The sequence below is a fragment of the Paucihalobacter ruber genome (assembly GCF_006494535.1).
Taxonomy (GTDB): domain Bacteria; phylum Bacteroidota; class Bacteroidia; order Flavobacteriales; family Flavobacteriaceae; genus Paucihalobacter; species Paucihalobacter ruber.
Genome location: NZ_VHIQ01000001.1, coordinates 258,275 through 273,341, shown reverse-complemented (window position 1 = coordinate 273,341; position 15,067 = coordinate 258,275). Strand labels below are relative to the sequence as shown.

The 15,067-nt window shown below is 34.1% G+C and carries 7 protein-coding genes; 6 read left to right on the top strand and 1 reads right to left on the bottom strand.

Annotation, left to right across the window (positions count from 1 at the left end; all coding sequences use genetic code 11):
• The first annotated feature begins 324 nt into the window (after nt 1-324).
• Both FJ651_RS01260 and FJ651_RS01255 read left to right on the top strand, forming a co-directional pair.
• Entirely contained in the window at nt 325-1,668 is a 1,344-nt protein-coding gene (locus FJ651_RS01260; RefSeq protein ID WP_140988580.1) for a glycoside hydrolase family 2 TIM barrel-domain containing protein, read from the top strand.
• Nucleotides 1,661-5,500, top strand: coding sequence for a glycosyltransferase (locus FJ651_RS01255; protein WP_140988579.1), 3,840 nt, complete (start codon nt 1,661-1,663; stop codon nt 5,498-5,500). Before FJ651_RS01260 ends, FJ651_RS01255 begins: the two co-directional genes overlap by 8 nt.
• A 517-nt stretch (nt 5,501-6,017) precedes the next feature.
• Here the strand turns inward: FJ651_RS01255 and FJ651_RS01250 are convergent.
• Complete coding sequence (locus FJ651_RS01250; protein ID WP_140988578.1) at nt 6,018-6,611, bottom strand: RNA polymerase sigma factor; 594 nt, start codon at nt 6,609-6,611, stop codon at nt 6,018-6,020.
• A 112-nt stretch (nt 6,612-6,723) separates the two neighbouring features.
• Here FJ651_RS01250 and FJ651_RS01245 point away from each other — a divergent pair, with 112 nt between their 5' ends.
• The 4 genes from FJ651_RS01245 to FJ651_RS01230 all read left to right on the top strand — a co-directional run bounded on the left by FJ651_RS01245 (nt 6,724) and on the right by FJ651_RS01230 (nt 15,055).
• A complete protein-coding gene (locus FJ651_RS01245) occupies nt 6,724-7,884 on the top strand; it encodes a FecR family protein (RefSeq protein ID WP_140988577.1) in 1,161 nt (386 codons plus the stop codon).
• 104 nt (nt 7,885-7,988) lie between these two features.
• Entirely contained in the window at nt 7,989-11,333 is a 3,345-nt protein-coding gene (locus FJ651_RS01240; protein ID WP_140988576.1) for a SusC/RagA family TonB-linked outer membrane protein, read from the top strand.
• Between the two features lie 15 nt (nt 11,334-11,348).
• Nucleotides 11,349-13,088: a RagB/SusD family nutrient uptake outer membrane protein gene (locus FJ651_RS01235; RefSeq protein ID WP_140988575.1), complete on the top strand. Its 1,740-nt coding sequence runs from the start codon at nt 11,349-11,351 to the stop codon at nt 13,086-13,088.
• Between the two features lie 11 nt (nt 13,089-13,099).
• Nucleotides 13,100-15,055, top strand: coding sequence for a hypothetical protein (locus FJ651_RS01230; RefSeq protein ID WP_140988574.1), 1,956 nt, complete (start codon nt 13,100-13,102; stop codon nt 15,053-15,055).
• The last annotated feature ends 12 nt before the right edge of the window (nt 15,056-15,067 follow it).

The following is a 15,067-nucleotide window of genomic DNA, read 5'->3' as shown; positions in this document are numbered from 1 at the left end:
ATTCCGTAAAAATGATACTTTTTAAAACTTTAGTTTTGTTTAAACACAAACCATAATATCATTAAATTTAGAAATCATTAATAATAAACTTTCGGCTTAAATATAACTCATGTTAAATAATTCCTTTCTAATTACTCAAATCAACGAGGCAATTTGCTTTTTGTCTATATTCTGAAATAAACCTGTTTAATTTGAAAGTATTATTCTATATTTTCACCGTAAAGTGCGGAATGTCATTAACTTTGCTCACTTTTGTTTTTTATGAGAATAACAGCTATTTTAAAAAATTTAGACAGTTGTTTAAAATTTATGTAACAACATTAAATGAAATATTCATACATTTTAAACTTTATTTTCGACTTTATATTTTTAACGTTTTTCGCCCTAATATTAGCCTTATATTCATGGGGTGGTTTTTATCCTAGTAACCGCCAAGCCGGAAGCGTTCACATAAAAAAAGTTGAAGGCTCTTTTCAATTATATAGAAACGGAGCACCCTTCTATATTAAGGGAGCTTCAGGCAATTCTCATTTTGAAGAATTAGCTAACAATGGTGCAAATACAATTCGCGTCTACGATACCCTAAATCTACAATCGGTATTGGATGAAGCTGATAGGCATGGTTTAGCTGTTATTGTGGATATCCCATTACCAAAATATGATGAACAATTTCCAGAATACAACGATGATGCAAAGAATGAAGAACTTAAGCTTCAGGTTAAATATTTAGTTCAAAAATTTCGGGATCATCCGGCCTTACTTTTTTGGAATTTGGGAAATGAAGTGCGATATCCTGTAAAGTTGTTTCCGAATAAATTTATTAAAACTTATAATGACTTAATTGAAATTATTCATTTAGAAGACCCTAATCACTTGGTAAGTACAACAGTTCAGAGAAGAACAGACATCCTTGCAATAGCGAGGCATTCTCCTAAATTAGATTTACTTGGGTATAATATTTTTGGAACAATAAACAAAGTTCCATCTCACATAGAATCAATGAATTTTATTTTGTCCGGATCATTTCCTTATTACATCAGTGAATGGGGTATAGATGGCTATTGGGAGACGGCTTACACAAAATGGGGAGCAAGTATTGAGCCGACAAGTACAAAAAAAAACGAACAACTTAGGACTAGATATTATGACATTCAGAATGCAGGTGATAATTGTCAAGGATCTTTAGTTTTTCATTGGGGACAAAAACACGAATGTTCTAAAACATGGTTTAGCTTATTTGGAGAAAATGGCGAAAAATCGGAAATGGTATATACGTTAAATAATGTTTGGACCGGACAAAATAAAAAAAATCAGGACATTGGTTTGGACTATATGCTGTTAGATGGTCGAGGTGCTCCAAGTAGCATTGTATTACCTTCTGATACTTTTACAAAAGCCGAACTGAAATTAAAAAAATTGATTAATGACAGTCTTAAAATTAGCTGGGAGCTGTATCCTGACTATTGCCGTTTGGAGGGTATCAGTGAGGAAATAAAACAACCAAAAAAAATAACCGATGCCATAGCTTCTGAAAGTGGCTTAACAGTAACATTTGAAACACCAATGGAAGAAGGTCCGTACAGATTATACGCATATTTAGAAAATCAAGATGGTTTTGTGGCATCCTGCAATACGCCATTTTATGTGATAGGTAAAACAAATGAATGATATAGCCGGTATAGTGAAGCCAACCAAAATAGAATTAATCATTATTCGTTTTATGATTCTAATTGGTTGTTTTTCGATAATTAATTTCTTGTATTGGTTCTTACTACCGGAGTTTCAATTGCATCCGTTGCTATATGGGTTATTATGCTTCACCATATTTTATGGAATTTTAAGAGTTCTATACATCTGGTATTGCTATTGGAATATTTCTATACCAAAACCACCCACTTCAAAAGAGACATTCACAGTCGATATTTTAACCACTTTTTTTCCGGGAGAACCTTATGAAATGATTGTTGAAACGCTCAAAGCCATACAAAATATTAGTTATCCTCATAGAACTTATTTGTGTGATGAGGCCAACGATGCTTATTTAAAGCAAGTTTGTAAAGACCTTGGTGTAACTCATGTTACAAGAGATAACCGGATTGATGCAAAAGCCGGTAATATCAATAATGCTTTAAAAATTGCCACCGGAGATATCTGTGTGGTGTTTGATCCGGATCATGTTCCAAATAGCGACTTTTTAGACCCTATTATACCATTTTTTAATGATCCAAAAATTGGTTTTGTTCAAATTGTCCAATCATATTATAACACCGATGATACCTTGGTAGCCAGAGGTGCTGCTGAACAGACCTATCAATTTTACGGTCCTATGATGATGACGATGAATTCATATGGAACTGTGAATGCAATAGGCGCCAATTGCACTTTTAGAAGGGCTGCTCTAGATAGTATCGGCGGCCATGCTCCCGGACTTACAGAGGATATGCATACGGCAATGCTTCTGCATTCAAAGGGATGGACTTCGGTATATGTTCCAAAGGTTTTAGCGAGAGGACTTGTGCCTAATAGTCTCACGTCTTATTTTAAACAACAGCTGAAATGGGCTAGAGGGTCTTTTGATTTGCTATTCTTTGTTTACCCTAAACTTTTTACAAAATTTACAATGCGTCAGAAGTTGCACTATGGGTTGCTTCCGCTTCATTACTTAGCCGGTGTTTTATATCTTATAAATTTTTTAATTCCTATACTATCACTTGTTTTTTTCAAAATGCCTTGGAGTGGAAATGTCCTATATTTTGGTATCATCGTTCTCCCTTTGCTGATGAGCATCTTTTTTTTAAGAATTTATATTCAGAAATGGTTAATTGAGAAAAGAGAAAGAGGGTTTCATTTTGTAGGAGGTCTTTTACAAATAACCTCCTGGTGGTACTATTTTCTGGGTTTTGTATATACAATTTTCAGAAAAAATGTTCCATATATTCCAACCCCAAAGGGAAGCGAAGAAAATTCAAACTATAAAATAATATTACCTAATTTAATTGTTGCTGGTTTATCAATTAGTGCAGTTGTTTATGGACTTAATAAAGACCTAACGCCTTTTTCCATAATAATGGCTGGATTTGCACTTCTCAATGCAGGTTTTATGATATTTAGTTTATACTTAACTAACCAAGTAACTAATAAAAATACTATTTTAAGAAAACGCTTTCATAAAAAAGCTCTTGAATTCTCTATAAATGTTAAAGGCTATTATCGCCAGTTTTCAAACTATCTTTTTCGTAACATACGGCCAATTGCTTTGCCTTTATTAATTGGTGTTTTATGCTTTTCTGTATTCGCTCAAATTCAATATGGAAAAAGTCAATGGGAAGCTGTAGATGGCACAGAAAATCTAACAGTTTCAAGGCGCTATTTAGGTATTTTTAATCCGTTAGAAGATAATGGCTTATCCGATTACAAACAGATCTCAGATTTGGAGAAAAAGCAAAATGTAAAATTCGATATCATATCATTTTATGTTGCATGGGGTGATAGGGACAGTATAAACTCCAATACGAAAATCATTTCTGAGATTTACAAAATGAATGCCCTGCCTATGATAAGTTGGGAACCTTGGGCCTCAGATTTTGCGAGAAGCGATAGTTTGCCTGAGTTGAAAAATGAAAAGAATATTTTAAAATATATAAAAAATGGTCATTTTGATGATTACGTCTTAAAATTTGCTAACTATTTGAAATCATTTAACAAACCGGTTTTTCTTCGATTTGGTCATGAATTTGATAATCCTTTTTACCCTTGGTCCACTACAGGTGGAAATTCACCCGAAGACTTTATAGAAGCTTGGACACATATTTACAAACTATTTGAAGATTGTGGTTCGGATAATGCAGTTTGGGTCTGGAATCCATGGAAATCAGAGGGTATGCAAAACTACTTTCCGGGTGATGATTATGTTGATTGGATTGGAATTACGGGCTTAAATTATGGAATATATAATGAGGATCAACATTGGTATTCATTTCAGGAATTATATCATCCATTCCACAACGAAATTAAAAAATTCACCGAAAAACCCGTAATGATTGCTGAATTCGGATCCTTGAAAGAAGGCGGTAATCAAGCGGTTTGGTTAGAAGAGGGATTAAAATCCATCGATGAGAAATTCACAGAAATTAAAGCCATTGTATTATTCAATAGTAATGTGGATAATAATGTACCTAATAATTTAAATGTCAAAACAGAAAAATTAGATTGGACCTTAAATTCTTTTGCGCCGTTTCAATTTAATTATGCCCATGATTTGCCATCATATTTATTTAATGATTCCATTAGAATAAATAAATTAAAGACAAAAGAGACCGTTCAGCAATTGCCAAAAAAGGTATTTACTGGTGTAGCCTATAAAAAAGGACAAAATTGGAAGGCGAATAACTACGTGCCAAGTAGGGATGTTCTGGTAACAGATTTTGAACTCATGAAAAAAGTGGGACTTCATACTATTAGATACGAAGGTTTAACTATCTACGATCACAATGTAATAAATATCTCTCGAGAGATGGGCATGTCTTTGATATTCAGCTTTTGGCTACCAAGTGATCTCGATTTTGCCGCAGACCACGAGGCAAAACGGCAACTAAGAATTAATATTCTCAATAAGGTAAAAAAATTAAAAGGAGAAAAGCATATTCTATCATGGAATTTAGGAAATGACAATAGGTCAAAATTAATTAAAACATATAACGAACCTATTTTATCTTATCAGACAAAGGCATATCTCGAATGGCTAAGAGAATTAATTCTAGACATCAAGAAAATTGACTCAAGTCGTCCTGTTATAATGGATATTGAGCTCGATAACAAAACATTGGATAGAATTGATTATATGCAGGATATAGGAATTGCAACCGACATTTATGGCTTTCTGATAAATGATATTAATGTGCTCAACGAATTTAAAAGTGATCCAAGAAGTAATAAAATTTCATATCAAATTAGTGATATTGATAATGAGTCGTTTTTCAAATTTAAATCTGAACTAAAAAACACAGGGGTTGTATTAAGAAATTGGCAAGATCAATGGGAAAATAATAAGGTTAGTTTTGATGGCCTACTTGATTTTAAAGGAAGAAAAAAAACCATTTACAGTAAATTAATAACCAGAGATACCGATAATAGTTTAATTAAAGATTCAGAAGTAATCAGAATTCTTGTTCCTTCTATTTTACTCTTTCCAAACAATTCTGTTATTTATCATGCAGTAATGCAACAAGATAATAATTGGGTATACCCGGATGCCATAAAATATAATGATGCATTTGAATGGGTTTTAGTAAAAAAAGACCTTTATGGTAATAAACTAGCATTAAAAGAGTTAGGGAAAGGTGTTTCTAAAGCCATCACAATTCCTGAAGATTACAATTATTATGAGCTTATGCTCATCTATATAGAGGACAGTACGGTCAAATCAGTAAGAACCCAACTGAACACTAAGATAAATATGACACCTAGTAATGATTTTGATGAGAATGGTCTCGAGGAATAGCCTTTTATGAGAGTGGTTATTTGTGTTTTAGGGATTTTTCAAAATTATAAGCTGTGTATTTATTATAAGATTTCAGCTGTGTTATAGCACGAATCGGTAATCTAATTGCGATAGATTGAATTTAGACCTTAGCATCTTAACAAAAATTTTGTAGTTAGGGTTTTATTGCTAAGTATTAGGTTTGTTCCATTTATCTTCAATCTTATATTTTTATTTGATTTTGATTGTGGGAAGTTGCAAACTTCGTAAAGCTGTGGACTGCGTCCACCGAAGCCCTCCGAAGCAATTAGGATTAAAATTTTAATTAAGAATACGGCTTATAAATAAAAAGCCCTCCGAAGCTTTTTCTGCAAAAAAGCTTCGGAGGGCGAAGGTCGAGTCGGAGGGATTTTAGTTCCCGTAGAGAAGATTAATAGGTTATACCCACTCAAATAATGAAGAGTTAGTCTATTGGAACTCTTAAAAATTATAAAATCTTATGAAGCAAGTTGTCAATAAAAGGTTTCAAAAAGGAATACTAAGCATGGCTTGTTTTTTGAGTCCCGAACAATAAAAACAAAAGTCCATTAATCTTGTCGCCAACAGATTTTCTTAAAATAGTAAAAGCCTTGGTTATATGTGCTTCAACAGATTTGATAGAAATATTTAAATATTCTGCTATTTCAATATTGGTCAATCCTTCTTGTTTACTGAGTATAAAAGTCTGTTTACATTTTGGTGGAAGATTCTCTATTTCCAGTTTCACCAGGGCCATAAGCTTATCCAATGAAGTTTCATCTTCTTCAACAATGGTACTTAAAGCATCTATATATTTCTTTTCAAGCGCCACAACAGCTCTTTTTTTTCTATACTGGTCTATAAATTCATTGTAAACCGATCTGTATAGATAATTTTTTACCGAAAAATCATCTTTAAGATTAAGACGCTGTTTCCAGATACTAATAAAAACGTTTTGGACTATATCTTCTGATTGACTTAAGTCATTAGTGAGTCCATAAGCATATACGCAGAGTCGATGATGGTATAAATCAACTAAAAAACTATAAGATTTAGATTCACCCTTTTTCAAAGCAGCAATAAGTTCTAAATCATTTGAATAGTTGGAATCCATTATGAGATTTTAGTAATATTTGGTGTGATTTGTTGCGAAAATAAAAAAAAACCACAATAAAAGTTAGGGTTATGCAAATTTGTGTCGTTATTAATGTAAATAATGTAAGGTAATGTTATCGGATAAAATTAAAACTATAATATCAAAATATTTATCAAATCAGGCATCTAATTCAGAATTGGATGAATTAGGATTGTGGCTTGAAGAGTCTGCTCATCAAAAGGAGTTTTATTATTATGTAAAAACCAATTATGCTATAAACTTTAACCTTCAAAAATTCGATTCGAAGAATTCAAAAAAACAATTACTAGCATTAATTGATAAGGACAAAAAAGTTGTTCGTATCAATAAGTTTAGAAGTATAATAAAATATGCCGCCGCCGCTTCAATTTTATTAGTTATAACACTAACTGTCTTTTTTCAAAGAGAGGCTAATACTCAACTTGTAGAACCAGCTGTTGTAAATTCAATCGAACCTGGTACAGATAAGGCTACTCTTACATTGGAAGATGGTACGCAAGTGACATTAGAAAAAGGAGTGTCTTTTCAATTGCAAAACGCTAGCAGTGATGGAGAGGGTATTATTTATCAAACTGGAGAAAAAAACACGAAAGAAGTTATATATAATTATTTAACAATCCCAAGAGGTGGTCAGTTTTTTATAAAATTATCCGACGGTACTCAAGTTTGGTTAAATTCAGAGTCAAAATTAAAATATCCTATAAACTTTAAAGAAAATGAAACGCGTAAAGTTGAACTTGTATATGGCGAAGCTTATTTTGATGTATCTCCTAGTTCAGCACATAATGGGACTAAATTTATAGTCTATAACCAATCTCAAGAAATAGAAGTATTAGGCACAGAATTTAACATTAAGGCTTACCGAGACGAAACAAATATTTACACCACACTTGTGGAAGGAAAGGTTTCTGTGAACACGCCCATTTCCAATCAAATATTAAAACCTAGTCAGCAAACTAATTTTAATCTTGAAGCAAATTCAATGACGATTTCTGAGGTTAACGTATATAACGAAGTTTCTTGGAAAGATGGTGTTTTAAGTTTTCGCAGAAAGCCATTGGCTGACATAATGAAAGTACTGTCTCGTTGGTATGATGTCGAGATATATTTTGCCAATGATAGTATCAAAAAGGCAGGTTTCAATGGGGTTTTAGGGAAAGATCAAAATATTGAAGAGATTTTGAAAACAATAAAGAATTTTGGTGTTATCAATGATTATGACATAGAAGATAAGCATATTATATTGAAATAAATTGTAAAAAAGAGGAATCGAAGTCAAACATTTTGCGGTGAATCAACTTCGTTCCTCTAAAAGGCAATAACTAAGACAAAGTCTAATTATCACAAGACGAATTTATGAAAATTAAATTAATTAAGTCGCGCAGCTTTATAATAAGCTCGCTATTACATACTTCTATGAGAGCTATTGTTTTTTTACTGTGTACGACTGTTTTCAGCTTGAATCCTACAGATTCTTTTTCTCAAGAAAAAGTAACGATAGAGGCGGATATGGTAATATCAATTGATGAGGTGTTCAATTTGATTCAAGATCAGACAGTATATCGTTTTTTATATCCGCAAGATTTATTTATAAATAGTCCAAAAGTAGCTTTGAAAAAGGGTACTATTGAAATATCAAGTCTCTTAGAAAAGTGCTTTTCAGGGAAAGATATAAAATTCAAATTATCAGAAAATAATACCATAATTATAGAGAAAAGTGAGCAGCAGACAACAGTTAACAATACCCCACAGAAACTATTGGTTTCAGGAGTTGTTGTTGAGCAAAACGGTCAACCTTTACCAGGGGCAAATATATTAGAAAAGGGAACTACTAATGGAACTCAAACGGATATTGATGGTCAATTCAACTTAACCGTTAAAGATAACAGTTCAACTTTGGTAGTTTCATACATTGGTTATTTAACCAAGGAAATTGTTGTAAATGAAAATACTAACTTCAATATTGTTTTAGAAGAAAGTCGGGCTAGCCTTGAAGAAGTCGTTGTTGTAGGTTATGGCAGGCAAAAGAAAGTAACCTTAACAGGAGCTGTATCTGATATTAGAACGGAGGAAATAAAGGAGAGTAAAACAGCAAATCTAGCAAACAATCTTACAGGGAGAATTCCTGGTTTGGTTATTAATGCAAGAGGAGGTGAACCTGGAAGTGATCAAATTGATGTGAGAATACGTGGTATTGGAACAACAGGTAACACACAGCCACTTTATGTAATTGATGGTGTTCCTAGCCGTGGCAGTTTTGAACGATTAAATCCAGATGACATAGAAAGCATTTCAGTATTAAAAGATGCGTCGGCAGCCATTTATGGAGCTCAGGCGGCCAATGGGGTTATTCTAGTAACTACTAAAAGGGGGAAAACAGGTGAACCCGTATTTAATTATAACATGCATTACTCGTTAGCCCAACCCACAAGACGACCGCACCTTATGAACGCCTATCAATATTTAACTTGGGTTGACGAAATTAATGAAAGAAATAATCGACCTCAAGAATTTCAAGATATCATTAGGCAGTATAGGGATGGAAGCATAGATAGGACTAAATGGGGTGATACAGACTGGTGGGATGTTGTAACGGATAATTGGACACCACAGGTTCAACATGCTATTAACGTAAGTGGAGGTAGTGAAAACACGCAGTATTATATATCAGGACAATATTTAAACCAAGATGCAATATACGTAGGCGATGCATACGGATATAAGCAATATAATATTCGATCTAATATCGATACACGTCTAGGAAAAAACATAAAAATGGGTCTTGATCTAGCCGCGCGAATTGGTGATAATAATAGGCCTACACTTAATACTGATGGGTTGGTAAGACAGGTGTTTGTTCAGCCTCCTTTTGAGTTTCCCTATTTTGAAAATGGCCTTATTAGGAAAACATCTGCCGGAAACCCAATTAGTTTGGTGAATGGCGACAGCGGAAGTAAGCGAACTCAAACTAAAAAATTTGATTCTAAGTTTGCACTACGTTGGGAATTGCCTTTTATTACTCAAGGGTTGTACCTAGACACCTATGCAACGGTAGATTTTTATACAACAACTAGAAAGGATTTGTCAAAACCATTTGATCAATATGAATTTGATGAAGAAAGTGGCGAGTACATTAATCTGAAGTTTCAGACCGGTACTATCAATTTATTTCAACAATACAGTGAAGAGCTCAATCAATTATTTCATTTTAAGATTGGATATGATAAAAGTTACGGAAAACATAGTATAAGTTCCTTTGTTGCTTATGAACAGTTTAAACAAGAAGGTGAGTTTATATTTGCGTCGAGACAAAATTTAATCTCAGAAGATATACCTTTTTTATTCAGTGGTGCAGATGAAAATCAAAACAATGGGGGGCGTGGTTATCAATCGGCGAGGCAGAACTTTTTCGGGAAGATAAATTATAATTTTGACGACAAGTATCTTGTAGATGTTACCATGCGTTATGATGGTTCATCAAATTTCGCTAAAGGAAACCGATTTGGATTTTTCCCGGCGGCATCCTTAGGTTGGAGAGTTTCTGAAGAGGACTTTTTTAATAGTGAACTGATTACTGAATTAAAAATAAGAACTTCATGGGGTTTGTTAGGAAATGACCGTGTTAACAATTTCCAATTTCTCCAGATTTACAATATTGGAAACTCTTATATTTTTGGTGAAGACCCACAACGCTATAATGGACTATCACCGGGCACAACTCCTAACCCAAACATCACATGGGAGACATCTCAAAAATTAAATTTTGGCGTGGATTTCAGATTGAGAAATCGTTTACTTGAGGGTAGTGTTGATGTATTTTATGAGAGGAGATCAGATATTTTAGCACCTAGAAATGCTTCAATTCCTGTATATGCCGGATTAACATTGCCCGACGAAAACATTGGTAAAGTGTCAAATAGGGGTGTTGAGATTCAACTCAACCATCAAAATACAATAAATGACTTTAGTTATAATTTTGGAGGTCAATTTACCTTTGCTGAAAGTCGAATTATTTTTATAGACGAACCACCTAATGTGCCAGATTGGCAAAGAAGAACAGGAAGACCTGTGGACTTTATTTTGATCTACGAGGCCAATGGAATCTACAATAATCAAGAAGAAATTGACAATTCTGTTAGTTTTCCTGATGCCCAGCCTGGTGACGTAAGAATCGTAGACCAAAATGGAGATGGTGTTCTTAATGAGCAGGATCAAATTATTTTGGAAAACTCGCCAACACCTAAAATTGTTTATGGATTTACAATGGGGTTAGACTGGAAAAATTTGTCTCTAAATGTTCTTTTCCAAGGTCAAGCGCTTGCTCAAACCATTTATAGACCCTTCGATATCAATCAGCAATCTCAGTTTTATGAAGAACGCTGGCGCTCAGAAATTAGAACACCAAATGCCACTTTTCCCGGAGCATTCGACACGGCGAGCAGTAGTTTTAGAGAAGTGTCTACAGTATGGATTAGAAATAATTCCTTTTTAAGGTTAAAAAATGTTGATATATCCTATTCACTAAACAAAAAATGGCTAGAACCATTAGGTCTTGATAGTTTTAGGTTTTTTGTTTCAGGTCACAACTTATTGATATTATTTGATAATGTAAAAATTAACGACCCGGAAAGTGTGTCATCAACAGGATGGTTCTATCCTCAACAATTATTGTTAACGGCAGGTTTTAATGTAACCTTTTAATATGTATTGTAAATTATGAAAAATATACGTTTCGCTATTCTTATTTTAATCTTACTTCCTGTAAGTAGCTGTGAAGACGATTTTTTAGATCTTAAACCTTTAGATTCAATTTCAGAAGCCAATGTTTGGGAGGACCTAAACTTAATTGAGCTTTATGTGAATGACCGTTATAACGAATTACCCCATGGTTTTCCACAGTGGGCAGGTGGTTTACGCATGACCGGTATAACTGATGAGAGCTACCACATGCACGAAGCTCGATTTTTAGATAAATATACCCAAGGCGGTTTGACTTCTGGATCACTTAATATGTACTATTTTAATGGATTTTGGTTAGATGCCTATAAAGCCATTCGAAATCAAAATATATTTTTGGAGAATATAGACCGGTATGAACCCAATACCGGTGAGGAGGATCGTGTTAGGCAACTTACAGCCGAAATTAGGTTTCTAAGAGCTTATTTTTATACAGAGCTCATATCAAGATATGGCGGTGTACCACTAATTACAACCACATTTAACGTAAATTCTAATTTTGATGTCCCGCGAGCCTCATTTGATGATTGTGTAGAATTCATTGTAAATGAATTAGATGAAGCAATAGTCGATTTACCAAATCGAGGTGATGCCATTGGAGCTTCCTTTGGAAGAATAACTAAGGGCGCAGCTATTGGGCTTAAAATAAGGGCTTTAATGTTTAATGCAAGTCCGCTTTTTAATGTTGCCAACGATATTTCAAAATGGCAGCAAGTTGCAGATGCTTGCGAAGAGTTATTTAATCTAAGTCAGTATACACTTTCTTCGGACTATCAAGGATTATTTTTGAATCCTATGGACTCAGAAGTTATATTCTTCAAGCAATTCTTAGACCAATTTGGTTTTGAGTTAGTTGATGAGCCTTCAGATTTCTATTTTCATTACAGAGGAGGCCACAATATCAACGAGTGGCGTTTTCCTAATGGTGACGGAGGCTGGATAAGCGAGAACCCACGTCAAGAATTTATTGATCAATACGAAACTGTATCGGGTCACATTCCGGTTTTAGGATATACAGGTGCTCCCAATAATTTACAACCAATTATTAATCCTAATGCTAACGATTATAACCCTAATAATCCGTATCAAAATAGAGACCCTCGGTTAAGATATTCTGTGCTTTACGATAATACAGAATTTAAAGGCAGAAATTTAGAAATGTGGACTGGTGGTAAAGACAGTAGAGATCCTAATGTAGACTTTTGGTGGAATGGACATAGGTTAGGATATGGTATTAGAAAATCATTGGATGAAAGTTGGAATTTAAACGATGGTGTAAGTGGTGGCCAACCTTGGATATATATGAGACTATCTGAGTTCTATCTAACCTATGCTGAAGCACAATATCATTTAGGTAATTACTCCACTGCAGTGACTTACATTAACCAAATAAGACAAAGACCTGGAGTGAATATGCCTCCTATAAATAGTTCTGGGGATTTATTACAAAAAATTAAGCACGAGAGAAAAATTGAACTTGCATTTGAAAGTAATCGTTGGTACGATGCTCGTCGTTGGCTTGATGCAGAGGTTGATTTTGCCAAAGATATTATTGCTGTAGAACCCATAAACAATCCGTCTACAGGTACAAGATCTTACAGGTATTTTTATTTTGAAGGTGGCACGGGAAATAGAAGCTTCCCGCAAAGCCATTATCTGTGGCCAATTCCTATAGAAGAAATTTTAAAAAGTAATCTACAGCAAAATCCTGGCTACTAATACATTTCGTAATGACAATCAGAAAACTATATCGCATTCTAAATCAAGTCAGTTCACTTGTCTTGTGTTCTATGTTTTTAATTGGTTGCCTAGGATGTGAGGATTCTGTAGAGGAATCGCAACCAGACAATAATAATGACTCATCAAACAATAATGATCCGGCAAACGCGGTATATGTATTACCAAATTTAGATAAGCCTATACATTTTCCCGGTATTGCCATCTACACAGCAGATATGGCTAAAAGTAGAAGCACAGAGGTGAACTCTGAATGGGTAATTAGAAAAAGTCAAAATGTTAGTGTTTCCTCAGAAATATTGAGAAATGGATACAATGCCTTGCATAAAATCTCCTTCAATAGGATTGAAAACAATTCGGATTATGTAGAGTTTGTAATGGCGATTCACGGCAAACTGGTAAATAGAACTCCAGTTCCAGAAGTGTTTCTAAACGGTCTCACCGGTATTAGTTTTAGAGCAGTTAGCTATCATACACCTATTAATCTAACTGTAGAGGCTTATAATATTGGGGGCACTTTAATTGACGCTAAAACCTTCGAAATTGATGAAGAAGACATGCTATCTTATACATTCCCGTTAACCAGTCAAGAACTACATTCTTTAGCTTTTAAAATCAATGGAGAAAATCAAGATTTAACAACTTTTAAAAATGGCGCCATTGGTATTGATGATGTCTATATTACAAACACCACAACCACGCCATTTGTACCATCTATGGATGATAATGAATTTTTAAATTGGATTAAAACCACAAGTATCAATTATTTTCTATGGAATTATAAAGATTTAGGAGGAGGTAAAGGAGTGGTAATGGAATCGTCCTATGATACCAATAAAGTATCCTTGTCAGGGATAGGCTACTCATATGCTAATTATATTTTAGCAGAACAAGAAAATCTTATCACACCATTCGATGCGAAAACAAGAATTTTATCAATGCTAAAGTGGCAAGAAGCCCAAAATTGGTATGACGGTACAGAAGGTGTATTTGGTTTTCCTTATCATTATTTTGATGCTAACGGAAGTGGTTTATACAATCATAGTCCTGAAGCAGTAAGCACAATTGATTGGGCAATGTGTGCTGCCGGAATAAGAACTGTAAAACAGAGATATGCAGCAGATGCCGAAATTGTAAATATTTGTAATACATTACTTAATCGACCTCAATGGGCCAATGCAATTCACAATAATCCAAATGATAACTATAAGTTTGGGAGAATTACAAAGGGGTTTTCATCGAGTGGTAATAAAAATGGACAAGTATGGGGTGATGCTTTTTCAGAAGAAACCGAATTAATTTACCTAGAAGCTTTAGCCTCAGGGCAGGTTGATAATTTGGATTTAAACCGAATTTTTAGAGCACAAATAAATGGGTTTTACCCAAGTTGGTTTGGCTCCGGCTTTACATATAATTGGTTGCAATTATGGACAGGTGCCATAGAGCCATATCGAACCAATAGTACGCTGGCATATTTAAGCGATGCATCTACTTCAGCTGGCCGTTTTGGAAAATCATATATAGGACTAACTGCCTGTGGTACGATTTCTACAATTGAAAGTAGTGGGTTTATAAACTGGGATAGATACATTGGCAACCAGGGTTCATCAGTTTCAGGGGCTAATTCAAATGAAGTCATTCAGATTTCACCTGCACCCTATGGGGCAGCTTTAGCTATACCATTTATCCCCACAGAAGCCATTCAATCTTTAAGGAATTATGCTTCGTTAGGATATTATCATCCTCTTTTGGGGTTTCCTGATAACATTAGACTGGAAGATTTACCAAATGGTCTCAATGTTCCAGCGCCAAACTGGAATCCTTACGACATTAACATTGGTTGTATTGCTATGGCTATTGACCAATACCAACAAAATAGTATTGCCCAATATTACATGAGTGATGATAATGTAACTGAAAGTTTACAAAATTTAATAGAATCATTTTAAAACATATAAAAT

Excerpts from the sequence above, each read along its gene's own strand:
- FJ651_RS01260 (WP_140988580.1), top strand. The coding sequence starts at position 325 with ATGAAATATTCATACATTTTAAACTTTATTTTCGACTTTATATTTTTA.
- FJ651_RS01245 (WP_140988577.1), top strand. The coding sequence starts at position 6,724 with ATGTTATCGGATAAAATTAAAACTATAATATCAAAATATTTATCAAAT.
- FJ651_RS01250 (WP_140988578.1), bottom strand. The coding sequence starts at position 6,611 with ATGGATTCCAACTATTCAAATGATTTAGAACTTATTGCTGCTTTGAAA.
- FJ651_RS01240 (WP_140988576.1), top strand. The coding sequence starts at position 7,989 with ATGAAAATTAAATTAATTAAGTCGCGCAGCTTTATAATAAGCTCGCTA.
- FJ651_RS01235 (WP_140988575.1), top strand. The coding sequence starts at position 11,349 with ATGAAAAATATACGTTTCGCTATTCTTATTTTAATCTTACTTCCTGTA.
- FJ651_RS01230 (WP_140988574.1), top strand. The coding sequence starts at position 13,100 with ATGACAATCAGAAAACTATATCGCATTCTAAATCAAGTCAGTTCACTT.
- FJ651_RS01255 (WP_140988579.1), top strand. The coding sequence starts at position 1,661 with ATGAATGATATAGCCGGTATAGTGAAGCCAACCAAAATAGAATTAATC.